This window comes from Rhizobium sp. CIAT894 (assembly GCF_000172795.2).
In the GTDB taxonomy this organism is placed as follows: Bacteria; Pseudomonadota; Alphaproteobacteria; order Rhizobiales; family Rhizobiaceae; genus Rhizobium.
Map to the genome: position 1 here is coordinate 387,886 of NZ_CP020947.1, position 23,018 is coordinate 410,903.

The 23,018-nt window shown below is 62.2% G+C and carries 23 protein-coding genes; 9 read left to right on the top strand and 14 right to left on the bottom strand.

All coding sequences use genetic code 11. The features are described 5' to 3' along the window. Window positions 1-129: 129 nt before the first annotated feature. Together ubiB and ubiE are read right to left on the bottom strand one after the other, a co-directional pair. Complete coding sequence (ubiB, locus tag RHEC894_RS01910; protein ID WP_085735816.1) at window positions 130-1,704, bottom strand: 2-polyprenylphenol 6-hydroxylase; 1,575 nt, start codon at window positions 1,702-1,704, stop codon at window positions 130-132. 48 nt (window positions 1,705-1,752) lie between these two features. Continuing rightward, a complete protein-coding gene (gene ubiE, locus RHEC894_RS01915) occupies window positions 1,753-2,529 on the bottom strand; it encodes a bifunctional demethylmenaquinone methyltransferase/2-methoxy-6-polyprenyl-1,4-benzoquinol methylase UbiE (RefSeq protein WP_085738821.1) in 777 nt (258 codons plus the stop codon). Between the two features lie 148 nt (window positions 2,530-2,677). Here ubiE and mutM point away from each other — a divergent pair, with 148 nt between their 5' ends. The 5 genes from mutM to RHEC894_RS01940 all read left to right on the top strand — a co-directional run bounded on the left by mutM (window position 2,678) and on the right by RHEC894_RS01940 (window position 8,485). Continuing rightward, window positions 2,678-3,568 carry a bifunctional DNA-formamidopyrimidine glycosylase/DNA-(apurinic or apyrimidinic site) lyase gene (mutM, locus tag RHEC894_RS01920; protein ID WP_085735818.1) on the top strand — a complete coding sequence of 297 codons (891 nt, stop codon included), beginning with the start codon at window positions 2,678-2,680 and terminating at the stop codon, window positions 3,566-3,568. A 22-nt stretch (window positions 3,569-3,590) separates the two neighbouring features. Further along, window positions 3,591-4,364, top strand: a complete 774-nt coding sequence (locus tag RHEC894_RS01925; RefSeq protein WP_010066668.1) for an enoyl-CoA hydratase — start codon at window positions 3,591-3,593, stop codon at window positions 4,362-4,364. 191 nt (window positions 4,365-4,555) lie between these two features. Then, the gene (gene rpsT, locus RHEC894_RS01930; protein ID WP_085735820.1) at window positions 4,556-4,834 is read left to right on the top strand and encodes a 30S ribosomal protein S20; all 279 of its coding nucleotides are present in this window, start codon (window positions 4,556-4,558) and stop codon (window positions 4,832-4,834) included. 855 nt (window positions 4,835-5,689) lie between these two features. After that, window positions 5,690-7,240 carry a chromosomal replication initiator protein DnaA gene (gene dnaA, locus RHEC894_RS01935; protein ID WP_085738822.1) on the top strand — a complete coding sequence of 517 codons (1,551 nt, stop codon included), beginning with the start codon at window positions 5,690-5,692 and terminating at the stop codon, window positions 7,238-7,240. Window positions 7,241-7,402: 162 nt separating this feature from the next. Continuing rightward, window positions 7,403-8,485: a saccharopine dehydrogenase C-terminal domain-containing protein gene (locus tag RHEC894_RS01940; protein ID WP_085735822.1), complete on the top strand. Its 1,083-nt coding sequence runs from the start codon at window positions 7,403-7,405 to the stop codon at window positions 8,483-8,485. A 63-nt stretch (window positions 8,486-8,548) separates the two neighbouring features. Here the strand turns inward: RHEC894_RS01940 and hemW are convergent, their stop codons facing one another. From hemW to rph, 4 genes are read right to left on the bottom strand one after another with little or no spacing between them, the layout of a single operon-like run. Then, entirely contained in the window at window positions 8,549-9,751 is a 1,203-nt protein-coding gene (gene hemW / locus RHEC894_RS01945) for a radical SAM family heme chaperone HemW (RefSeq protein WP_085735824.1), read from the bottom strand. 9 nt (window positions 9,752-9,760) lie between these two features. Then, window positions 9,761-10,405, bottom strand: a complete 645-nt coding sequence (gene rdgB, locus RHEC894_RS01950; protein ID WP_085735826.1) for an RdgB/HAM1 family non-canonical purine NTP pyrophosphatase — start codon at window positions 10,403-10,405, stop codon at window positions 9,761-9,763. Then, window positions 10,406-10,831 (bottom strand): VOC family protein, encoded by a 426-nt coding sequence (locus RHEC894_RS01955; protein WP_010066377.1) that lies wholly within the window; start codon window positions 10,829-10,831, stop codon window positions 10,406-10,408. It abuts the gene before it with no gap. Then, complete coding sequence (gene rph / locus RHEC894_RS01960; RefSeq protein ID WP_085735827.1) at window positions 10,828-11,547, bottom strand: ribonuclease PH; 720 nt, start codon at window positions 11,545-11,547, stop codon at window positions 10,828-10,830. The genes RHEC894_RS01955 and rph overlap by 4 nt, the downstream gene beginning before the upstream one ends. A 126-nt stretch (window positions 11,548-11,673) precedes the next feature. On the opposite strand from rph, the gene hrcA reads away from it, so the two are divergent. Together hrcA and grpE are read left to right on the top strand one after the other, a co-directional pair. Beyond that, window positions 11,674-12,762 (top strand): heat-inducible transcriptional repressor HrcA, encoded by a 1,089-nt coding sequence (gene hrcA, locus RHEC894_RS01965; protein WP_010068480.1) that lies wholly within the window; start codon window positions 11,674-11,676, stop codon window positions 12,760-12,762. A gap of 111 nt (window positions 12,763-12,873) precedes the next feature. Continuing rightward, window positions 12,874-13,506, top strand: coding sequence for a nucleotide exchange factor GrpE (gene grpE, locus RHEC894_RS01970; RefSeq protein ID WP_085735829.1), 633 nt, complete (start codon window positions 12,874-12,876; stop codon window positions 13,504-13,506). Between the two features lie 36 nt (window positions 13,507-13,542). Here the strand turns inward: grpE and RHEC894_RS01975 are convergent, their stop codons facing one another. Then, window positions 13,543-14,487 (bottom strand): nucleoside hydrolase, encoded by a 945-nt coding sequence (locus RHEC894_RS01975; RefSeq protein WP_085735831.1) that lies wholly within the window; start codon window positions 14,485-14,487, stop codon window positions 13,543-13,545. A gap of 310 nt (window positions 14,488-14,797) precedes the next feature. Between RHEC894_RS01975 and RHEC894_RS01980 the strand changes: the two genes are divergently transcribed. Both RHEC894_RS01980 and RHEC894_RS01985 read left to right on the top strand, forming a co-directional pair. After that, entirely contained in the window at window positions 14,798-15,223 is a 426-nt protein-coding gene (locus RHEC894_RS01980) for an Hsp20 family protein (protein WP_003583826.1), read from the top strand. Between the two features lie 47 nt (window positions 15,224-15,270). Then, complete coding sequence (locus RHEC894_RS01985; RefSeq protein ID WP_085735833.1) at window positions 15,271-15,528, top strand: DUF1150 family protein; 258 nt, start codon at window positions 15,271-15,273, stop codon at window positions 15,526-15,528. Between the two features lie 331 nt (window positions 15,529-15,859). Here the strand turns inward: RHEC894_RS01985 and RHEC894_RS01990 are convergent, their stop codons facing one another. The 7 genes from RHEC894_RS01990 to RHEC894_RS02020 form a co-directional block, all read right to left on the bottom strand. After that, window positions 15,860-16,561 (bottom strand): tRNA (guanosine(46)-N(7))-methyltransferase TrmB, encoded by a 702-nt coding sequence (locus RHEC894_RS01990; protein ID WP_085735834.1) that lies wholly within the window; start codon window positions 16,559-16,561, stop codon window positions 15,860-15,862. Window positions 16,562-16,568: 7 nt separating this feature from the next. After that, window positions 16,569-17,807 (bottom strand): methionine adenosyltransferase, encoded by a 1,239-nt coding sequence (gene metK, locus RHEC894_RS01995; RefSeq protein WP_085735836.1) that lies wholly within the window; start codon window positions 17,805-17,807, stop codon window positions 16,569-16,571. Between the two features lie 177 nt (window positions 17,808-17,984). Then, a complete protein-coding gene (locus tag RHEC894_RS02000; protein WP_085735838.1) occupies window positions 17,985-18,404 on the bottom strand; it encodes a helix-turn-helix domain-containing protein in 420 nt (139 codons plus the stop codon). 150 nt (window positions 18,405-18,554) lie between these two features. Further along, on the bottom strand, window positions 18,555-20,159 hold the full coding sequence (lnt, locus tag RHEC894_RS02005) for an apolipoprotein N-acyltransferase (RefSeq protein ID WP_085735839.1): 1,605 nt from the start codon (window positions 20,157-20,159) through the stop codon (window positions 18,555-18,557). A gap of 132 nt (window positions 20,160-20,291) precedes the next feature. Continuing rightward, window positions 20,292-21,437 (bottom strand): hemolysin family protein, encoded by a 1,146-nt coding sequence (locus RHEC894_RS02010; protein ID WP_085735841.1) that lies wholly within the window; start codon window positions 21,435-21,437, stop codon window positions 20,292-20,294. Beyond that, the gene (gene ybeY / locus RHEC894_RS02015; protein WP_085735843.1) at window positions 21,434-21,949 is read right to left on the bottom strand and encodes an rRNA maturation RNase YbeY; all 516 of its coding nucleotides are present in this window, start codon (window positions 21,947-21,949) and stop codon (window positions 21,434-21,436) included. The genes RHEC894_RS02010 and ybeY overlap by 4 nt, the downstream gene beginning before the upstream one ends. After that, window positions 21,949-23,001: a PhoH family protein gene (locus tag RHEC894_RS02020; protein ID WP_085735845.1), complete on the bottom strand. Its 1,053-nt coding sequence runs from the start codon at window positions 22,999-23,001 to the stop codon at window positions 21,949-21,951. The genes ybeY and RHEC894_RS02020 overlap by 1 nt, the downstream gene beginning before the upstream one ends. Window positions 23,002-23,018 lie beyond the last annotated feature (17 nt).

Consider the following 23,018-nt stretch of genomic DNA (forward strand, 5'->3'; position numbering starts at 1 on the left):
TCCTGGAACAGGCTGATTCTAGACCGGATCGGCCAAAATCTGAATCCCTGTTCTGAATGCGAGACTAAGCGAGCCCTTCGTCACATGGGATATCCCAAATGCCGAACACAGCATGTGTTTGGCGGGCGGTCAGCTCAGCATCCAGGCGATATAGACAAGCGTCAATGCGATGAGCCACAGCGCAATCCTGGCCGAACGGTTGTGCCGTGCCTCGGCCTTGCCGATCGCATCCGCCGTCTGCGCGTCGAAGCGCAGCCCGTGTTCGCTCATATGCAGGAGCTGATGGTGGAATTTTTCGGTCTTTGCCGCAATTTCCGGCACGGCTTCGGCGAGCTTGACCGCCGCTTTCAGACCGTCCTTGAGATCGGTGGCGATCCGCTTCGGCCCGAGATTGGTGCGGATCCAGTCGCCGACGACGGGCTCGGAGGCTTTCCACATGTTGAAGCGCGGGTTGAGCATGCGCGACACGCCCTCGACCACGACCATGGTCTTCTGCAGCATCACCAGTTCCGGCCGTGTCGCCATGTCGAAGAGTTCGGTCACTTCGAACAGCAGCGTCAGCAGCTTGCCCATCGAGATCGTCTCGGCCGGCTGCCCGTGGATCGGCTCGCCGATCGCCCGGATCGCCTGGGCAAAGCTCTCGACATTGTGGTGGCCGGGCACATAACCGGCCTCGAAATGCACCTCGGCGACGCGGATATAGTCGCGGGTGATGAAGCCGTAGAGGATTTCGGCAAGGAACCGCCGCTCCTTCTTGCCGAGCCGCCCGACAATGCCCATGTCGACGGCGACGATCATGCCATCGGCATCGACGAAGAGGTTGCCCGGATGCATGTCGGCATGGAAGAAGCCGTCGCGCAGCGTGTGGCGCAGGAACGACTGGATCAGCGTATCGGCGAGCAGGTTGAGATCGTGGCCGGCCGCCCGCAGACCCTCGACATCGGACATCCTCGTGCCGTCGATCCACTCCATGGTGATGACGTCGCGCCCGGTGCGCTCCCAGTCGACCTTCGGCACGCGGAAACCGGGATCTCTCTCGGTATTTTCGGCAATCTCGGAAAGTGCGGCCGCCTCCAGGCGAAGATCCATCTCCACCTTCGTCGTCTGCTCCAGCGTCTTGGTCACCTCGACCGGCCGCAGCCGCCGGCTGGAGGGCAGGAAACGCTCCTGCATGTGGGCGACGAGATACATCGCCTCGATATCATGGGCAAAACGCTGGCGCACGCCGGGCCGCACGATCTTGACGGCGACCTTCTTGCGGCCTTGCGATGTCTCGACTTCAGCCGGATGCACCTGGGCAATCGAGGCGGCGGCGATCGGATCGCCGAAGCTCGCATAGAGTTCGCCGATCGGCCGCCCGAGCGATCCCTCGATATTGGCCTTGGCCGCCGCCGAGGGAAAGAAGGCCATCCGGTCCTGCAACTGCGACAGATCGTTGGCGAATTCGACGCCGACAACGTCAGGCCGCGTCGCCAGGAACTGCCCGATCTTCACATAGGAGGGGCCAAGCCGCTCGACGGCCTGCGCCAATCGGTCGCTGCGCTTCTGATGCCTTGCCTTGCTTCGCTCGAAAATCGTGACGAAGGATTTGGCAAGCGCGATCGGCGGCGGCAGTCCTTCGGACGGAAGCGCCGACACGACGCCCTCGCGCACGAGCACCCAGCCGACGCGCCAGAGGCGGAAATAGGCTCCGAAAGTGCTCATGCTGAAATGCCCCACCGAGGGAGGTTCGTCTTTTTTTCCTTCATTCCCTCAGAGCTTCCAGCCGGAATGCAGGGCGGCAATGCCGCCGGTATAATTGGTGTAGGAGACGCGCGAAAAGCCGGCCTGGCGGATCATTGCCGCGAAATTCTCCTGGTTGGGGAATTTGCGGATCGATTCCACCAGATATTGGTAGGGTTCGGCATCGCCGGTGATCGCCTTGCCGAATTGCGGAATGGCATTGAACGACCAGGCGTCATAGATCTTGTCGAGAAGCGGCATGTCGACTTCGGAAAATTCGAGCACCAGCAGCCGTCCGCCGCGCTTCAGCACGCGATAGGCTTCCGACAGCGCCGCATCGATCCGCGGCACGTTGCGGATGCCGAAGGCGATGGTATAGGCGTCGAAGCTGGCGGCCTCGAAAGGCAGTTCCTCGGCATTCGCCTCGACGAAGGTGAGATTGCCGGACAGTTTCTTCTTTTCCGCCCGTTCGGCGCCGACGCCGAGCATCGAGCCGTTGATGTCGAGCACGGTCGCATGCGCTTGCCGACCCGAAGCCTCGACGATACGGAAGGCGATGTCGCCCGTGCCGCCGGCAACGTCGAGCACCTTGTAGCCCGGCTCCTTGCGCGGGTTGAGCGCCGAAATCATCGCATCCTTCCAGGCGCGGTGCATGCCCATCGACATCACGTCGTTCATGATGTCGTAGCGCTTGGCGACCTTGTGGAACACCTCATTGACGAGGCCCTGCTTCTCGCCGCCCGGCACCTCGCGGAAGCCGTAGGAGGTCTCCATGCCGCCATCGGCGGAAGTGCGGCTTTCTGACATCAGGCTGCTCCGTTCCTTGAAGATCGGTGCGGCGGCCATAGCGAAAGACCGCGCGCGACGTTATCACTGGGCCACGCTGTCCACGGGCCACTGGCGCTATAGCGCACATCGTCCTCGGTTGAAACACGTTAGATATAGATGGGTTAAGATGCCGGAATTGCCAGAAGTCGAAACGGTCAAACGCGGCCTGGCGCCGACCATGGAGGGGGCTCGCGTCACAAGGCTGGAACTGCGCCGCGCCGATCTGCGCTTCCCCTTTCCCGATGCTTTGGCCGACAGGGTATCCGGCCGCATCATCGTCAGCCTCGGCCGCCGCGCCAAATATCTGCTGGTCGATCTCGATGACGGCAACACGCTGATCTCCCATCTCGGCATGTCCGGTTCGTTTCGCATCGAGGAAGGCGCCGGAGCCGCCACGCCCGGCGAATTCCACCATGCCCGCTCGAAGGACGAGAAGCACGATCACGTCGTCTTTCATCTGGAAGGCGCAAGTGGCCCGCGTCGCGTCATCTATAATGACCCACGCCGTTTCGGTTTCATGGATATGGTGGAGCGCGCCGATCTCGCCGCCCATCCCTTCTTCCGCGATCTCGGCCCGGAGCCGACGGGAAACGAGCTCGGCGCCGCCTATCTTGCCGAGCGCTTCCGCGACAAGGCACAGCCGCTGAAGAGCGCGCTCCTCGACCAGAAGAATATTGCCGGCCTCGGCAATATCTATGTCTGCGAGGCGCTGTGGCGCTCGCATCTTTCGCCGGTCCGCGCCGCCGGCACGCTGGTGACGGCGGGTGGCCGGCCGAAGGAGCAGCTAAACCTGCTGGTCGCTGCGATCCGCGACGTTATCGCCGATGCGATCGCCGCCGGCGGATCGTCGCTGCGCGATCATATCCAGACCGACGGATCGCTCGGCTATTTCCAGCATTCCTTCTCCGTCTATGATCGCGAAGGTCAGGCTTGCCGCACGCCCGGCTGCGGCGGTACGGTCGCCCGTATCGTCCAGGCGGGCCGCTCCACCTTCTATTGCGCCACCTGCCAGAAATGAGAGCCAAAACCGGGAGAACAGCATGGCCTATGAGACCCTGATCGTCGAAACCCGAGGCAATGTCGGCCTCGTCACGCTGAACCGCCCGCAGGCGCTGAACGCGCTGAACTCCACGGTCCTGAAGGAGCTGAAGCAGGCCTATGCCGCTTTCCACGCCGACGAGGCGGTCGGCGCGATCGTGCTCACCGGCTCCGAGCGTGCCTTCGCCGCCGGCGCCGACATCAAGGAGATGCAGCCGCTGCACTTCGCCGATATCTATAAGAGCGATTTCATCAGCGGCTGGGACGAGGTCGCAAAGGCCCGCAAGCCTGTCATCGCCGCCGTCAGCGGCTTTGCGCTCGGGGGCGGCTGCGAGCTCGCCATGATGTGCGATTTCATCATCGCCTCGGAGACGGCGAAGTTCGGCCAGCCGGAAATCACTCTCGGCGTTATTCCCGGCATGGGCGGTTCGCAGCGGCTGACGCGCGCCGTCGGCAAGGCGAAGGCCATGGATCTGATCCTGACCGGCCGGATGATGGATGCCGCGGAAGCTGAACGATCGGGACTCGTTTCGCGTGTGGTGGCGCCCGAGCGTCTGCTCGAGGAGGCTCTTGCCGCGGCCGAAAAGATCGCCTCGCTGTCTCAGCCCTCGGTCCTGATGGCCAAGGAGGCGGTCAACCGCGCCTTCGAAACGACGCTGGAGGAGGGCTTGCGGTTCGAACGCCGGCTGTTTCACAGCCTCTTTGCCACCGACGACCAGAAAGAAGGCATGGCGGCCTTCGTCGAGAAGCGTAAACCGGCTTTTACGCACCGTTGAACGCTTTTCGCCGCTTCCCGCGGCAAAGCTTGAAAATCCGCGTTGACGTGGGCCGGCTTTAGAGTTATATGCCCGCCCACGGTTCGGAAAGCCGGTCTGGTTTTCCGCGATTGCTCCCGCATTGCTGGATTTTGTGGCCGCAGGGCCCGCGGTAATGGCGGAGTTTGTTCGAATTCTTGAGAGAGGCATCCATGGCCAATACAACTTCGGCGAAAAAAGCGACCCGCAAGATCGCCCGCCGTACCGACGTCAATAAGGCTCGTCGCTCGCGCGTTCGTACTTTCGTTCGCCAGGTCGAAGAGGCCATCGCATCCGGTGACGCCGCCAAGGCGAAGGAAGCTTTCCTGGCCGCTCAGCCCGAGCTTGCCCGCGCCGCCAGCAAGGGCGTCCTTCACTCCAATACGGCATCGCGCAAGGTCTCGCGCCTGGCCGCTCGTGTGAAGGCTCTTTCGGTCACCGCGACCGCGTAATCTTCCGTTAACGACCTCCTCGTTATGATTAGCCCGGTAATTTTACCGGGCTTTTTCGATTCCGCCGATCGGCGCCTGTATGGTTAATCTCACGACTGTTTCGTGTCAGTGCCATGACAGGAAAAAGCCTTTAAAAACAAAGGCTTGCGCAAGGATGCTTCTGCGCTGCGCGACTCTGCCCCGAGCTTCCGGGACCTAGGGGGAGTCAAGAAGATTTTTATTTTTTTTCTTTCCATGCGTGTCAAAATAGCCCGAACGGGGAATCTCCTTGATTCAAAAGCGATTCTTTTTTGACGCTGGTGTGACGCCCGAAAACGGCCCCCGGAGTCAATGCCCGCTTCTTAATTTTGCGTAAAATTCATCGTTGATCTTGCCTTTTGATCCTGCCTAAATGGCTTTCAACAAAGGGCGCGGACATCACCTGCAGAGGCTCGGTCTTAAACTGCCACGTCGGCAGGGCGATAAGTTTGTGCCATTTGTTACGGAGCCTTGCGCTTCCGTTTTTTCAAGCACTCGACGGATTTGGGCCGTAACGTGGCTGTTACGGGCAGGGATGTTTTGTGCCTTCAGCGGCCACACGTTTAAGGCGAGGCCGCCGGAGAAGGTTAAAGTGATATTGCGTTCGGGCTGGTCGGCCGAAAACGAGGATCGACCGCCAGCCTGGCACGGAACGCCGATGAAGGCGCCGCATGATTGCGGTCCCTGCAACGGAATTTTGTGCCGGTCCCTTCGGGGGCAGTGTTTGAGTGAACCGGCAGGTGAGCGGCTCATGAGGATCCGCCAGCCCGCCAAAGCGGGGAATAATCGGGCGGCTGTTTTAGCGGAGGTCGCCCGGTGGAATTGAAAGGCGGCATTATGCAGATGAATACGATGACGACGGGCGGGCTCGACAATGGGGATGTGGCACCGCAGGCGTTTGGCTCCATTCGCCTCGAAGTGGGAGAAGAAAAGGCGGAAATGAAGCACGGCATATTGTTTGAGCGCGTCAGCGCGCGCTTGAAGGCCCAGGTCGGTCCTGACGTCTATGCCAGCTGGTTTGCCAGGCTGAAGCTGCATTCGGTATCGAAGAGCGTGGTTCGCCTTTCGGTTCCCACGACCTTCCTGAAGTCGTGGATCAACAATCGTTATCTCGATCTCATCACCGGTCTGTTCCAGGCCGAGGATCCGGAAATTCTGAAGATCGAAGTCCTGGTGCGCACGGCAACGCGCAGCGGCTCGAAGTCGCTCGACGAGGTGGTTCAGCCCGAGCCGGTCGCTGCCCCCCAGGCGCGCCGTCCCGCAAGTGCCCAGCCGGCCGGTCAGGCCGTCCAGCAGGCGATTTCCTCCGTTGCCACGGCAAGACCCGCAAGCTTCGGTTCGCCGCTCTTCGGTTCGCCGCTCGACAGCCGCTTCACCTTCGACACCTTCGTCGAAGGCAGCTCGAACCGTGTCGCACTCGCGGCTGCGAAGACGATCGCCGAAGCCGGTTCCGGCGCCGTGCGCTTCAATCCTCTGTTCATCCATTCGGCGGTCGGCCTCGGCAAGACCCACCTGCTGCAGGCAATCGCCAATGCAGCGGTGCAGAACCCGCGGGCGCTGCGCGTCGTCTATCTCACGGCCGAATATTTCATGTGGCGCTTCGCCACGGCGATCCGCGACAATGACGCGCTGACGCTGAAGGATTCGCTGCGCAACATCGATCTCCTGATCATCGACGATATGCAGTTCCTGCAGGGCAAGATGATCCAGCACGAATTCTGCCATCTCCTCAACATGCTGCTCGACAGCGCCAAGCAGGTGGTCGTCGCCGCCGACCGCGCGCCCTGGGAGCTGGAATCGCTCGATCCCCGCGTCCGCTCGCGCCTGCAGGGCGGCGTCGCGATCGAATTCGACGCGCCGGATTACGAGATGCGTCTCGAAATCCTCAAGCGCCGCCTGGCGGCCGCCCGGCTCGAAGATCCGTCGCTCGAAATTCCGGCCGACCTGCTGCAGCACGTCGCCCGCAACATCACGGCCAGCGGCCGCGAATTGGAAGGCGCCTTCAACCAGCTGGTCTTCCGCCGCTCCTTCGAGCCGAACCTGTCGATCGAGCGCGTCGACGAGCTGCTTGCTCATCTGGTCGGCTCCGGCGAACCCCGCCGCGTGCGCATCGAGGATATCCAGCGCATCGTCGCCAGGCACTACAATGTCTCGCGCCAGGAACTGGTCTCGAACCGCCGCACCCGCGTCATCGTCAAGCCGCGCCAGATCGCCATGTATCTGTCGAAAACGCTGACGCCGCGCTCCTTCCCCGAGATTGGCCGCCGTTTCGGCGGGCGCGATCACACGACCGTGCTGCACGCCGTGCGCAAGATCGAAGAGCTGATATCAGGAGACACCAAGCTGTCGCACGAAGTCGAGCTTCTGAAGCGGCTGATCAACGAATAACCCCCCGACTTTTGGAAGGTCTTGACGGCTGGAAGCGATTCCGGCCGTTTTGCTTTATGAGCTTTTTATTCTATACCTCCGGCCACCCCGCGCATGTCCGATTTGGAGCGGCGTGCGTCGGACAAGACTGAAGCGCCAAGAGGGCGCATGGGAGGATAATGCATGAGTTTTAGAAAGATCGCCGTTCTCGGCCTCGGCAAGGTCGGGCGGCTGGCGGCCACGCTGTTGCATGAGGGCGGCTTCGAGGTCATCGGCGTCGATGCGCAGCTGCCGCTGAGCGACGTTCCCTTCAAGTGCCGCGCCGGCGATATTGCCGACCCTCAGGTGGTCGGCGAACTGCTGTCGAATGTCGAGGCAGTGCTCTCCTGCCTTCCCTACCATCTGAACATCGAATTGGCGCGCGCCGCCCATCTCGCCGGCATTCATTATTTCGACCTCACCGAAGACGTTCCCACCACCAATTTCATCATCGAACTGTCGAAGACCGCCCGCGGCCTGATGGCGCCGCAATGCGGCCTGGCCCCGGGTTTCGTCGGTATCGTCGGCGCCAGCCTTGCCGACGGCTTCGATCGCTGCCGCTCGATCCGCATGCGCGTCGGCGCCCTGCCGCAGCATCCGACCGGACTGCTCGGCTACGCCTTCAACTGGTCGCCCGAGGGTGTGGTCAACGAATATCTGAACGATTGCGAGGTCATCGAGGGTGGGGTGCGCAAGCTCGTCTCGCCGATGGAATGGCACGAGACCGTCTATGTCGGCGGCGTCAAGCTCGAAGCCTTCACCACCTCGGGCGGCCTCGGCACGATGTGCGACACCATGCTCGGCAAGATCGACAATCTCGATTACAAGACCATGCGTTACCCCGGCCATATGGAGCTGATGAACTTCTTCTTCCACGAGCTGCTGATGCGCGACAAACGCAAGCTCGCCGGCGAGATCTTGACCAATGCCAAGCCGCCCGTCGAAGACGATGTCGTCTATGTCCATGTCGCCGCCGAGGGCACCGAGAACGGCAGCCTGCGCCGCAAGGAATTCGTGCGCGCCTATTACCCGATCGAGATTGCCGGCGCGCGCCGCACGGCGATCGCCTGGACGACGTCGGCCTCCGTCGTCGCCGTCATCGAAATGGTCCGCGACGGGTTGTTGCCGGCCACCGGCTTCCTGCACCAGGAACATATTCCGCTGGAGATGTTCCTGAAGACGCCGACCGGCAGCCTGTTCAAGGCGGACGCAGCAAGCCACAGGTGAGAATGGTTTCCGGCGCGGATGGCGATATCGCTGCCGCGCTGGAAACAATCCGTTGTCCTGATGTCAGCAGGCGAGGTCGGCGACGACGGAATCGAGGATCAACATGCCTGAGGGCGTGCAGCGCAGGCGTGAATTGCCGATCCGCTCGATGAATTTGTGTTCGAGCAGGAATTCCTCGCGTTTCGGGTCGAGGTCGCGGCCGGAAAGCTGCTGCCAGCGGGCAAGGTCGACGCCTTCCCTGAGCCGCAGCCCCATCAGCAGCAATTCGTCGGACTGCTCCTCGTAGCCGAGCCGTTCCTCGTCGAGAATGCCGTGGCCGTCGCGCTCGACCATCTCGAGCCAGGCTTCCGGCTTGCGCTCGGTCGCCGTTGCGATCTTTTCGGGGCCGCGCGTCAGCCGGCCGTGCGCGCCGGGGCCGATGCCGGCATAGTCGCCGTAACGCCAATAGGTCAGGTTATGCCGGCTTTCCGCACCCGGCCGTGCGTGGTTGGAAACCTCATAGGCGGGCATGCCTTCGCGCGCGGTGATCTCCTGCGTCGCCTCATAGAGCACCGCCGATTGCTCGCCATCCGGCACGATCAGTTTGCCTGATTTGTGTAGGCCGTAGAAGGGCGTGCCTTCCTCGATGGTCAGCTGATAGAGGGAGAGGTGGTCGACCGCATAGGAGATCGCCTGCTTGAGCTCCTTTTCCCATTCCTCGACCGTCTGGTCCGGCCGGGCGTAGATCAGGTCGAAGGACATGCGCGGAAAAATCTCGCGCGCCAGCCGGATCGCCTTCAGCGCATCGGCAACGTCATGCAGCCGGCCGAGGAATTTCAGATCCCGGTCGTTCAACGCCTGCACGCCGAGTGAGACGCGGTTGACGCCGGCTGTCCGGTAGCCGCGGAAGCGGTCGGCCTCGACGCTTGAAGGGTTGGCCTCCATGGTGATCTCGATGCCGGCGGGCACATGCCAGTGCCGGGCAATGCCGTCGAGAATGGCCGAGACCGTTTCCGGCTTCATCAGCGAGGGCGTGCCGCCGCCGAGGAAGATGCTCGTCACCGTCTTCGGCCCGCTGATGGCCCGGACAGCAGCCATTTCCTTCAGGAAAGCTGATGTAAAGCGTTCCTGATCCACCGGCTGGTGGCGCACATGGCTGTTGAAATCGCAATAGGGACACTTCGCCGCGCAGAAGGGCCAATGGACATAGACGCCGAAGCCGGGCTCGCCGGTATCGGGCAGCAGCGCCGCGTCGCGCGGGGAGCCTGGCGTGTCGAAATTGTCCACGTAGCGACCTTATGCCTCCAGGCAGGTTTCGACAAAAAGTTTGAAGGCGCGGGCCCGGTGCGACAGCGCCTGCGGCTGGCCAATGTTCCAGCCGTGTTTTTCCTCGCTGCTCATTTCCCCGAAAGTGATGTCGTAACCCTCTGGCTGGAAGACCGGATCGTAGCCGAATCCCTGCGTGCCGCGCGGCGGCCAGGCGACGCTGCCCTCCACCTCGCCGCGAAACAGCTCCGTGTGGCCGTCCGGCCAGGCAAGGCAGAGCACGCTGACGAAACGGGCGGTACGCTGTTCAGGTTTGGTCGCGCCGGCATCCTGCAGCGCCTTTTCCACCTTCGCCATCGCCATGTCGAAATCGCGCGTGCCGTCGGAGGTCTCCGCCCAATTGGCGGTGTAGACGCCGGGATCGCCGTCAAGCGCGTCGACCACCAGCCCGGAATCGTCCGACAGCGCCGGCATGCCGGAGGCATTGGCAGAGGCCACCGCCTTGATCGTCGCATTCTCCTCGAAGCTGGTGCCGGTTTCGTCGGGTTCGACGAAATTCAGCTCGGCCGCCGATTTGGCGGTGAAGCCGAGCGGTCCGATCAATTCCTGGATCTCGCGGATCTTGCCGGCATTATGGCTGGCGACGACGATGGTCTTCGTTTCGAGCTTGCGCATTCAGATATCCTGTTCGATGCCCCAGATTTTAGCCTCCGCGCATTCCAGGCTGTTGCCGGCGGGATCGCGGAAATAGATCGAGCGGCCGCCATTGGGCCAATGCACCTCGGATTCGATCGCCACGCCGGCCGCTTTCAACCGTTCGGCCATCGCATCGATATTGCGGCCGGTGACCCGGAAGCAGGCATGGCCCGCCCCTGATGTGCCGTGCGGCGGCACCTGCAGCGCGTCGTGCGCCGGCGGTTTGACCGTTTCTTCTGGATTGAAGATCAGCAGCACGCCGGGCCCGCAGCGAAAGAAGACATGCCGATTGCCGGCGCGGGCGATCTTTTCAAGCCCGAGAACCTCTTCATAGAAGAGCTCGGCCCGGTCGAGATCGCTCGCATAGAGCGCCGTCTCCAGCATGCCTTCCAGCATGGTGTTCATCCCGCGATCGCCTGCTTCTGCAGGGCGACGAGTTCGCCGATGCCGTTCTTGGCAAGGCCCATCAGCGAGCTGAATTCCTCTTCGGTAAACGGCGTGCCTTCGGCCGTGCCCTGGATTTCGACGATACCGCCGGCGCCGGTCATCACGAAGTTGGCGTCGGTCTCTGCCGAGGAATCCTCGAGATAATCGAGGTCGATCACCGGCTGGCTGGCGAAGACGCCGCAGGAGATGGCGGCGACGTGATCCTTCAGGACCCGGTCGACCTTGATCATGTTGCGGCTTTCCATCCATTTCAGGCAGTCGTAAAGCGCGATCCAGCCGCCGGTGATCGAGGCTGTGCGGGTGCCGCCATCGGCCTGGATGACGTCGCAATCAAGGGTGATCTGCCGTTCGCCGAGCGCCTGCAGATCGACGACGGCGCGCAGCGAGCGGCCGATCAGCCGCTGGATTTCCTGGGTGCGGCCGCCCTGCTTGCCGGCGGCGGCCTCGCGCTTCATGCGCTCGCCGGTCGCCCGCGGCAGCATGCCGTATTCGGCCGTGACCCAGCCCTTGCCGGTATTGCGCAGCCATGGCGGCGTCTTTTCTTCGAGGCTGGCGGTGCAGAGCACATGCGTATCGCCGAATTTCACCAGGCAGGAGCCTTCCGCATGCTTGGAAAAATTGCGCTCGAACGAGACCTTACGCATCTGGTCGATTTTTCTGCCTGAAGGCCGCATTCTAATCTCCTGGGGTTTGTTGACCGCTTCTACGATTGGCGGCGCCCATTTGCAAATTCCCTTTTGCCACGGGTGTCAGTTTGACTTAACTTTGGGAAGGATCATCAGCGCGAGTTCGTAAGTTTCATGGGCATCAGGTCGACGTCGGTTTCGGATGCCGTTGCTGCGCTGGACGAGCGCTCCCGGGAAATTTTTCGCCGCATCGTCGAAGGATATCTGGAGAGCGGCGAGCCGCTCGGTTCGCGTAATCTGTCCCGCCTGCTGCCGATGTCGCTGTCGCCAGCCTCGGTGCGCAACGTCATGAGCGATCTCGAAGATCTCGGCCTGATCTATTCGCCGCATACCAGCGCCGGCCGGCTGCCGACCCAGATCGGCCTGCGCTTCTTCGTCGATGCCTTCATGCAGGTCGGCGACCTCTCCCCCGAGGACCGCGCCAATATCGATCGGCAGGTGCGAGGCGAAAGCGGCGGCAATCCGGTGGAATCGATGATGAACGAGGCAAGCCGCATGCTGTCCGGCATTTCGCGCGGCGCCGGCCTCGTCATCACCTCGAAAAGCGATCCGGTGCTCAAACATGTCGAGTTCATCCGGCTCGAACCGACCAAGGCGCTGGCTGTGCTCGTCGGCGATCACGACCAGGTGGAAAACCGCATCATCGAGCTGCCGGCGGGCGTCACCTCCTCCCAGTTGACGGAGGCGGCGAATTTTCTCAATGCTCATATGTCCGGCCAGACCCTGCCGGAGCTGCGCAAACAATTGAGCCAGCTGAAGGATAATGTCCGTCATGAGCTCGACGCCCTGTCGCGTGATCTCGTCGAGCGCGGCATCGCCGTCTGGGCCGGCAGCCCTGACGAGGGCAAGCCTACGCAGCTCATCATCCGCGGCCGCGCCAACCTGCTCGAAGGCCTCGCCGGCGCCGAGGATCTCGACCGGCTGCGCCTGCTGTTCGACGATCTCGAAAAGAAGGACAGCCTGATCGAAATCCTCAATCTCGCCGAAACCGGTTCGGGTGTGCGCATTTTCATCGGTTCGGAAAACAAGCTCTTTTCGCTGTCCGGCTCGTCGCTGATCGTCGCGCCCTATCGTGACGAGGACGATCGCATCGTCGGCGCCGTCGGCGTCATCGGCCCGACGCGGCTCAATTATTCCCGCATCGTGCCGATGGTTGATTACACCGCTCAGCTCGTCTCCCGGCTTTCGCGCAATCCGCTTTGACGTGGCTTTGACAAAGACCGCGGAATTTTCGCTTCTTTGTCACGCAGACTTGATTTTTTTCGGTCAAACCTCGATATCGGGCGCATCTGAAGACACCAACCGGAGACCGTCATGACCGATGACACGACGAAAAACGGACCTGACGCAACTGCGGCCGATGCCGCAGCCGACGCTGCCGCCTACGTCGAGAACGATATTGCGCAGCCAGAAGCCGCCCAGCCTGATGCACTCGAGCTCCTGAAGGCCGAAAACGGCGATTTGCGCGACCGCTATCTGCGCCTTGCTGCCGAGATGGACAATCTGCGCCGGCGCACCGAGCGCGAGGTGAAGGATGCGAAGTCCTATTCCGTCGCGGGTTTCGCGCGCGATATGCTTGCCGTTTCCGACAATCTGCGTCGCGCACTCGATGCCATCTCTCCGGAGACGAAGGCCGCGGCCGATGCCGGCCTGACCACGCTGATCGAGGGTGTGGAGATGACCGAACGCGCCATGCTGTCGGCGCTCGAACGCCACGGCGTTCGCAAGCTGGAGCCGGTCGGCCAGAAGTTCGACCCGAATTTCCATCAGGCGATGTTCGAAGTGCCCAATCCCGACGTGCCGAACAACACGGTCGTACAGGTCGTGCAGGCCGGCTTCACCATCGGCGAGCGCGTGCTGCGCCCGGCCATGGTCGGTGTCGCCAAGGGTGGCCCGAAGCCGGCCGAGGCCGAAACCAATTCCGTTTTCGACGAGAAAGACGCCTGAGGTCGCTTTCTCGCTTGAAGAAGGAAAGCCTGAAAATCAGATGCGGGCGAAGCGTTCGATCAGAAGATCGAAGAAGCCGTCCGCATCGACATCGCGCATTACCCTGGCATTGCGCTTGCGCTCGGTGACATGCCACCAGTCGACGACGGTCATACCGACGGTGAGTTCGGACCGGACCTCGATCTCGACATTGCAGTCCCGGCCTTGAAAGAGCTCCGGCTTCAGCAGGTAGGCGATCACAGTGGGGTCGTGGAGCGGCCCGCCGTCCGAGCCGTATTTCTCGATATCGAAGCGTTCGAAAAATTCCAGCATCTCGACCATCGCCTTGGCAGGCGCCGTGCCGATTTCGGCCATGCGCTTCACCCGGTCCTTGCGGGTCAGCAATTTGTGCGTCACGTCAAGCGGCATCATCGCGATCGGCACGCCTGAGCGAAAGACGATATCGGCTGCCTCGGGGTCGACATAGATGTTGAATTCGGCCGCCGGCGTGATGTTGCCGCCCTCGAAGAAGCCGCCGCCCATCATCACCAGTTCGCGGATGCGCGGAGCGATGTCGGGCGCTTTCTGCAAGGCCAGGCCGATATTGGTGAGCGGCCCGAGCGTGCAGAGCGTCACCGTACCCTCAGGCTCGCGACGCAGCGTCTCGATGATGAAATCGACCGAATGGCCAGGCTGCAGCGCCATCGTCGGCTCGGCGAGATCAGGGCCGTCGAGGCCGGTCTTGCCGTGCACATGTTCGGCCGTCACCAGCTTGCGGGCGATCGGCGCGTCGGCGCCGGCGAAGACCTTCGTCTCGGTCCGGCCGCAGAGCTCGCAGACGATGCGCGCATTGCGGCTGGTGAACGACAGCGGCACGTTGCCGGCGACCGTGGTGATTCCCAGCACATCAAGCTCGTCCGGGCTGCCGAAGGCAAGCATGATGGCGGCCGCGTCGTCCTGGCCGGGATCCGTGTCGATGATGATCTTTCTTGCATTTGCCATTGCGATCGTCCCATCCTCGCCATATCAGTTGCCGCGGCATGCACCACTTCTTCATTTCCCGTCACAAATCAGCACATTTCGCACGGGCACGTTTTGATGCGAGGCAGCAGACGCTTTGTCAAGCAAGGAGGCGGGCGCCGGCCATCTTAAAATCGAGAGGGCCTAAAACGGCGAAGGCTTAAAATCGGGGAGCCGACGCCGACCGGTTGCCTGTGCCTTGCAGCATCGGGCGGCTCTCCCCATATTAGCGGCATCCGGATGCTGCACTTGAGGTCCGGGATGGTCGCTTGCATCAAGGACTTGAAAAGAGATGAGCCGCATTACCCCTTTCGCCAGCCCGCTGCTTCTGGGCTTCGATGCCATGGAAAAGACGCTGGAGCGCATTTCCAAGGCAAGCGACGGATATCCGCCCTATAATATCGAACGCATCGGCGCCGACAGCGGCGCGCCCGAACGTCTGCGCATCACCCTTGCGGTGGCCGGTTTCAGCGAGGAGGAGCTCGATGTCTCCATCGAAGAGAACCAGCTTCTGATCCGCGGCCGCCAAGTGGAACAGGGTGAACGCGATTATCTCTATCGCGGCATCGCCGCCCGCCAGTTCCAGCGTACCTTCGTTCTTGCCGATGGCATGCAGGTGCTCGGAGCCGGTCTGAAGAACGGTCTGCTCTCCGTCGATCTAATTCGTCCGGAACCCGCGCGCATGGTCAAGAAAATTAACATTTCGGTCTCACAGTAGCACAACGGTTTGTTGAACCGTTGGTCCCTTCTTCCGGAGGAACAGGAATGTTGATGAAAGAAGCCACGTCTCACTTGACCAAATCCGAACTTGCCCACATCGGCAGCGGCGAGGTCGCCTATATCAGAAAAATGCGGACCGAAGAGGTCGCCAGGTGTTTTCCCGAGGCGCCGGATATCGATCCGAACGTCGACCTCTGGGCACTCTTCGGCGCCGACGGCACGCCGATCCTCTTGACGGACAACCGCTCCAGCACCTTCTTCAAGGCTGCCGAAGACGAACTGAAGACGGTCAGCCTGCACTGACCGTCGAAGAACGCCTGTGGCGTGTGACCGCGATTGCGGTGCATCAGGCATTTGTAGCGATGCCGCTTCGAGATAAACTGATCGTCGTTGGTGCCGTGCGGCCCCCTCATCCGACCCTGCGGGCCACCTTCTCCCCGCTGGGGAGAAGAGGGGAGCAAGGCGCGCCGACACTGCCCAACGAACCCGCCTCTTCCGAGCACTTCATTCAATGGAATCCGAGGCGAAGCGGCAATCTCCCTCTTCTCCCCAGCGGGGAGAAGGTGGCCCGAAGGGTCGGATGAGGGGGCCACACGGCACGCCCGTCGCTATTCCCTTTAGCCGCCGTTGAAACTCAGATCTTCCTAAACGTCAGATAGGCCGAGGACCGGCCCTCACGCCGGGCCTTGGCCTCATAGCGCGTGCTTGGCCAGCCCTGATAGGGCGTCAGCCAATCCGCCGCATTGTCGGCCATCCAGTCGAAGCCGCCATGGTCGCGGCATTTGATGAGCGTCCAGTTCACATAGGTGTCGATATCGGAGGCGAAGCAGAAGAGGCCGCCGGGCCTCAGCACGCGGTGGAAGCGGTCGAGATTGGTCTTCGAGACAAAGCGGCGTTTCCAGTGCTTCCGCTTCGGCCAGGGATCGGGATAGAGCAGATCGATCTGATCGAGTGAAGCGTCCGGCAGCCAGTCGAGCAGCTGCGTCGCGTCGTCATTATAGACGCGGATATTGCGCGCGCCGGTCTCGCCGATGCGCGACAGCAGCTTCTGCATGGAATTGACGAAGGGCTCGACGCCGATGAAGCCGGTCGACGGTCTCTCCAGGGCGCGGTGGATCAGGTGCTCGCCGCCGCCAAAACCGATTTCCAGCCGCAATCTCTCGGGCGGAACCGGGAAGAGGGAGGTCAGCGGCTCCGGTGGAGCCGCCGAGAGATCGATCAGGAATGCCGGCAGCAGACTGTTCAGCGTCTCGGCCTGGTGTTCGCGCAGGGCCTTGCCCTTGCGGCGACCGAAAAAGGCTTCGGTCGCCCGGCCGCGGCGTTCCATATCCGTCATGCTGATCTCAGGCCTTCACGCTTTCCTTGAGCGCCTTCACGAGGTCCGTGCGCTCCCAGGAGAACGAGCCGTCGCGGCCGGCCTTGCGGCCGAAATGGCCGTAGGCCGAGGTCTTGGCGTAGATCGGCTTGTTGAGGTCGAGATGGCGGCGGATGCCGGTCGGCGAAAGATCCATGTTCTTGCGGATCGCGGCTTCGATCTGATCCTCGCTGACCTTGCCGGTGCCGTGCAGGTCGACATAGATCGACAGCGGCTGGGCGACGCCGATCGCGTAGGAGATCTGGATCGTGCAGCGGTCGGCAAGGCCGGCGGCAACGACGTTCTTGGCAAGGTAGCGGGCGGCATAGGCGGCCGAACGGTCGACCTTGGTCGTGTCCTTGCCGGAGAATGCGCCGCCGCCATGCGGAGCCGCACCGCCGTAGGTGTCGACGATGATCTTGCGGCCGGTCAGGCCCGCATCGCCGTCCGGTCCGCCGATGACGAACTTGCCGGTCGGGTTGATGTACCACTTGCAATCGTCGGCGATCTTCAGTTCGCCCAGCGCTTCACGGATATAGGGCTCGACGACGGCGCGGACCTTGTTCGAATCCCAGCTCTCGTCGAGATGCTGGGTCGACAGCACGATCGAGGTCGCTTCCGACGGCTTGCCGTCGACGTAGCGCACGGTCACCTGGCTCTTGGCGTCGGGGCCGAGCTTGGCGACTTCGCCGTCGCCCTTCTTGCGGGCGGCTGCGAGCAGCTGCAGGATCTTGTGGGAATAATAGATCGGCGCCGGCATCAGGTCCGGCGTTTCCTTGCAGGCGTAACCGAACATGATGCCCTGGTCGCCGGCGCCTTCGTCACCCTGCTGGTCGGCGGCGCTGTCGACGCCCTGGGCGATGTCGGCCGACTGCGAATGCAGCAGCACGTCGATCTTCGCCTTCTTCCAATGGAAGCCGTCCTGTTCGTAGCCGATATCCTTGATGGCGCGGCGCGCTGCGGCCTTGAACTTCGACGGATTGATGACGTCCTTGCCGTCCTTGTCCTTCTTCATCAGGCTCGGCGGCAGGCGGACTTCGCCGGCGATGACGACGCGGTTGGTCGTCGCCAGCGTTTCGCAGGCAATGCGCACGCCCCACGGATTGACCCCGGTCTTGGCCGCTTCGCGGTAGACCAGATCGACGATCTCGTCGGAGATGCGGTCACAGACCTTGTCCGGATGACCTTCGGCAACAGATTCGCTGGTAAAGAGATAATTCGCGCGCATTCCGGGATTCCCCTCAAAGAACAAAAGCTAGCTAGTAGGTACTCAGTTCGAGGCTCGATGACAAGCGCAGAAGGACATAAATATATCTTTATATCTGCGGCAAAGTGACAAATTTTGCCCTAAAAACGCAAAAAAGGCGGCCTTTCGACCGCCTTTCGAATTCTGCGATGGGGTGGTTCAGTCGGCGTCAGCTTCAGCCGCCAGCGCCTTCACCAGCTCCACGACCTTGCGGCGAACCTTCGGATCGGAAATCTTGACGAAGGCGCGGTTGAGCTGCAGGCCTTCCGAGGAAGAGAGGAAATCGACGACGTAATTCGAGCTCGAAGCTTCGGCCATGCCGCCGACGGCGCTGGAATGTTCGCCGGGCGCGTCCTCGAAGAAAAAGGAAACCGGAACATTGAGGATGTTCGAGATATTCTGCAGCCGGCTTGCGCCGACGCGGTTGGTGCCCTTTTCGTATTTCTGGATCTGCTGGAAGGTGATCCCGAGGCTCTCGCCGAGTTTTTCCTGGCTCATGCCAAGCATCGTGCGGCGAAGGCGAATACGGCTGCCAACGTGGATGTCGATCGGGTTAGGCTTCTTTTTGTTTTCAATCATGGTCGTGCCCTAGCTAAGAATTTCAATCTGTTTCTAACCGGCATGCCCCTGATCCATCCCAAACGCCACGTTGCAAGCGGTGAGAACCCATCTGCAAACATACGCTCAGAACGCCGATTGTCATCACTATGCAATTTTAGGGGTTTTTGGTCAATTCAACCCGGAAATAAAACCCCTACGAGAAATTAGCGCAATCAAAATGAGCAGCGCCTCAGTCAACCAGAAGTATGTTTGCCGGGGGATTGTCGGTTCGGCTCCTTCGCCGAACCTATCGAGGGTTGCATCGATGAAGCCGGTTTCCTCGAGATCGAGACCCCCGATAATTTCCCCATGCGCGTTCACCAGCGCTGAAATGCCGCTGTTGGCATCGCGAATCAGCGGCAGTCCGGTTTCGACAGCCCGGACCCGCGCCTGCTGGAAGTGCTGATAGGGTCCGGGTGTTGCGCCGAACCAGGCATCATTGGTGATATTGAGGATCGCATTGGCGTCTTTGATGTCGCCGGTCATCTCGTTGGGGAAAATGATCTCGTAGCAGATCAGCGGGTAGAGATTGAGCCCGCCGGGCAGCGCCAGCAGGTGCCGGCTTGCCGCCGCGGAAAACCCGCCCGGTATCTCGACGACGTTCTGGATGCCGAATTCGGTGAGCACGTCCTCGAAGGGCAGGTATTCGCCGAAGGGTACCAGATGCACCTTGTCGGAGGCGGCGATGATCTGGCCGCGGCCGTCGATGACGTAGATGGAATTATAGTAGCGCGCCGGCGTGCCGGGTCCCATCTCCTCGGCGCGAACCGCGCCGGCGATCAGGATCTGGTTGTCGTCGAGCGTATCGGCGATCCGCGTCAGCGCATCCTGGTTGTCGGTCAGGATGAAGGGGATCGCGGTTTCCGGCCAGACGATGATATCGGGCTTGCGACCGCCATTCCTAGGCGCTTCGGCCGATAGCTTCAGATGCGTCTCGAAGATCGCGCTGCGATCGGCGTCATTGTCCATCTTCGCCGCCTGGTCGATATCAGGCTGCACCAGCCGCACCACCGGCCGCTTGTCCTCGGGCAAGGTCTCCGGCCGCGGCGCCAGATGGAGGACATAAGCGCCATAACCGAGATGGGCGGCAAACAGCAGGACGGCGAGCGGAATGCCCAGCCGCGCGCCCTGGCGCGTGCCGATAAGGGCGGGCGCAGAAAAGATGAAGACGGCAAGCGTCGTTACCCCCATCGCCCCGATCACATGCGCCGACTGCATCATCAGCGGAACCGGCATCATGCCGTAGCCGATGGCGTTCCAGGGAAAGCCGGTGAGGATGACGCTGCGAAGCCATTCCATCAGCCCGAAGCCGGCCGCAAGTGCGGCGATCCGTCCCAGGCCGTCGGACCAGAAGATCCGGGCAAGCGCGGTCGCCAGCCCGTAGAAAATCGCAAGACAGGCCGGCAGCCCGAGAATGGCGAGCGGCAGCGCCCAGGCGAATTCCTCCTGATCGACCAGCAGCGCACGGCCGAGCCACCAGAGGCCGGCGACGAAATAGCCGAAGCCGAACAGCCAGCCGGTGGCAAATGCCGGCCACAGCCGGCCGGCGAGGCCGCTTTCAGGCGAAGCCGCCGCCCCGTCGATCAGCCAGACGAGCAGGGGGAAGGAGACGAACATTGCCGCGAAAAAGCCGAAGGGCGGCAGCGCCAGCACGGCGAATGCGCCGGCGGCGATGGCCAGCAGCGACCGTTTGAAACCCCAGACCAGGATAACCCTGTCCGCAAGCCGCTCCATGCACACTCCCATCAAACCGCGAATCAACCCGTTCGCAGTCTTTCAAAAAAGCGGCTCTTTGTCCTGTTAATGCATATCGGCCGGAGCCTGTGCAGCGGCTCCGGGATAACGACACGGGTAAAACAAACGACTTTAGCTGGCGGTCGATTCCGCCGGCCGGTCGTCGCCGGCGTCGGCACCGGGAGCGATATCGCCATCCGCCTTGGCGCGGCGGCGGATCGCGTGGCGCTTGCGGGTGATCCGCAGCCGCTTGATGCGGCGCGGATCGGCGTCGAGGATGTGGAACTCGAAGCCCGGCAGGGCCTGGACGACTTCGCCGCGGACGGGAATGCGGCCGAGCGCCGAGAAGATCAGGCCGCCCAGCGTATCGACCTCGTCGACCTGCTCGCTGATGTCGAAATCCGGCCCGATCGCTTCGGCGATTTCTTCCAGTTCGACGCGGGCATCGGCAACGAAGACGTCTTCGGCGACGCGCTTGAACATCACCTCTTCGTCGTCATGTTCATCGTCGATATCGCCGACCACCATTTCGACGATGTCCTCATGCGAGGCGAGCCCGTCGGTGCCGCCATATTCGTCGATAACAAGCGCCATCTGCGTGCGGTTCACCTGCATGCGGCGCAGCAGGTCGGAGGCCAGCATGGACGGCGGCACGAACAGGATCTTGCGGATGATGCCGGCCTCGGCCAGGGTCTTCTGCAGGTCGACGCGGGCAAGATCGAAATTCGGCTTGGCCGACCGCGTGGTCTTCTGGATGTTCTCAGGCGCAACCTCGATCGCCGGCGCGGCGACGGTCGGTTTCGTCGGGCCGCGGCGCTTGTTGCGCGCCTGCTTGGCGACATAGGAGAGCAGGTCGCGGATATGGACCATGCCGCGCGGATCGTCGAGCGTGTCGGCATAGACGGGCATGCGCGAGCGGCCGGATTCCTCGAACAGGATCATCAGTTCGCCGATGGTGATGTTCTGGTCGACCGCCTCGATATCGGCGCGCGGCACCATCACGTCGGCGACACGCACCTCGCGAAAGCGCAGGATATTGTGCAGCATTGCCCGTTCGTCGGGCGAAAAGGCATCGTCGCCGGCCGCATCGGTCATCAGCGCGTCGGCAAGATCCTCGCGCAGCCGCGAGCCTTGCTGCGGTCGAAGGATGCGCGCGGCGCGCGACCAGAAGGATTGGGATCGGCCAGATGGCCGACTACTACTGCCCGCCTCGTCCGAAGAGGAGGATGGCTCGGAGTCCTTGGCGTCTGCCGCCGGCTTCGTCGTAAAGTCGCTCATGGTTCCATTTTAAGGTCTTGACCCTCGTAGGGATCAGATAGGCCGAGCTGCGCCAAAATGCGAGTCTCCAGCCCCTCCATAATTTCGGCTTCGGCATTATTCATATGGTCGTAACCGAGAAGATGCAAGAAACCGTGCACCAGAAGATGGGTCAGGTGGTCGTCGAAACTCTTTTCGAACTCGTGGGCTTCCCGCTCCACCGTCTCCCGGGCGATGATGATGTCGCCGAGCATCGGACCGGGCATTTTGCCGGGCTGAACCGGAAAGGCCGGAAAGGAGAGCACGTTGGTCGCCTTGTCCTTGCCGCGCCATTCGGCGTTGATGTCCTGGATCGAGGCGTCGTCGGTGAAGACGAGAGAAACCTCGGGCGGCATCGCCGGGAAGGGCTGCTTCTCGCTGTCGTGGAGATAGATCACTGCTGCGCCGAGCACACGTTCGCAGAACGACAGCAGCGTCTCCTCGCCCGGCCAGCCGATGTCTTCGACGCTGATCTGGATGTCGAGTTCGGCCATCAGTCCTGCCGGCTGGCTTCCGCTTCGGCGGCAGCATAGGTGGAATCATAGGCCCTGACGATACGCCCGACCAGCGGATGGCGCACGACGTCGGTATCCTTGAAGCGCACGATCGAGATGCCCTCGACGCCGTTGAGAAGCTGCAGGGCCTCGACGAGGCCGGATTTGACGCCGCGCGGCAGGTCGATCTGGCTCGGGTCGCCGGTCACGATCATGCGCGCGTTTTCGCCGAGACGCGTCAGGAACATCTTCATCTGCATCGATGTCGTGTTCTGCGCCTCGTCGAGGATGATGGCGGCATTGGCGAGCGTGCGGCCGCGCATGAAGGCGAGCGGCGCGATTTCGATGACGCCGGCGGTGATCGCCCGGTCGACCTTGTCGGCGGGGATCATGTCGTAAAGCGCGTCATAGAGCGGGCGCAGATAGGGGTCGACCTTTTCCTTCATGTCGCCGGGCAGGAAGCCGAGCCGCTCGCCGGCTTCGACGGCCGGACGCGACAGGATGATCTTTTCGACCGCGCCGCGCTCCAGCAGCTGGGCGGCATGGGCGACGGCGAGATAGGTCTTGCCGGTGCCGGCCGGGCCGACGCCGAAGACCAGCTCGGCACGCTCAAGCGCCCTTATATAGGCGTCCTGGGTCGGCGTGCGGGCGATGATCGTCTTCTTGCGTGTGGAAACCTGCGCCATCGTCAGCTTGGCCTTGCGCTCCATGGTGGGAAGGCTGAGCTGGTCGTCGGCGGCGACCGCCATGCGGATTGCGCCCTCGACGTCGGATCGTTCCACGCTGCCGCCTTTCTGAAGTTTTTCATAGAGATAATCGAGGGTGCGCCGCGCCTGGTTGGTGGTCACGACATCGCCTGTGATGACGACCGAATTGCCGCGGGCCCGCGCATCGATGTTGAGCCGTTCCTCAAGCAGCTTGAGGTTCTGGTCGAACTGACCGAAGAGCTCGCTGGCGAAGCGGTTGTTCTCGAACGTCAGGACGAAGTGATTGGTGTCGCTCGGCGTGCGGGGGTGGCGCGGTGAAGAAGAAACCAATTCTTGTCCGTTCAAGCGGTCGGGCTCCTTGG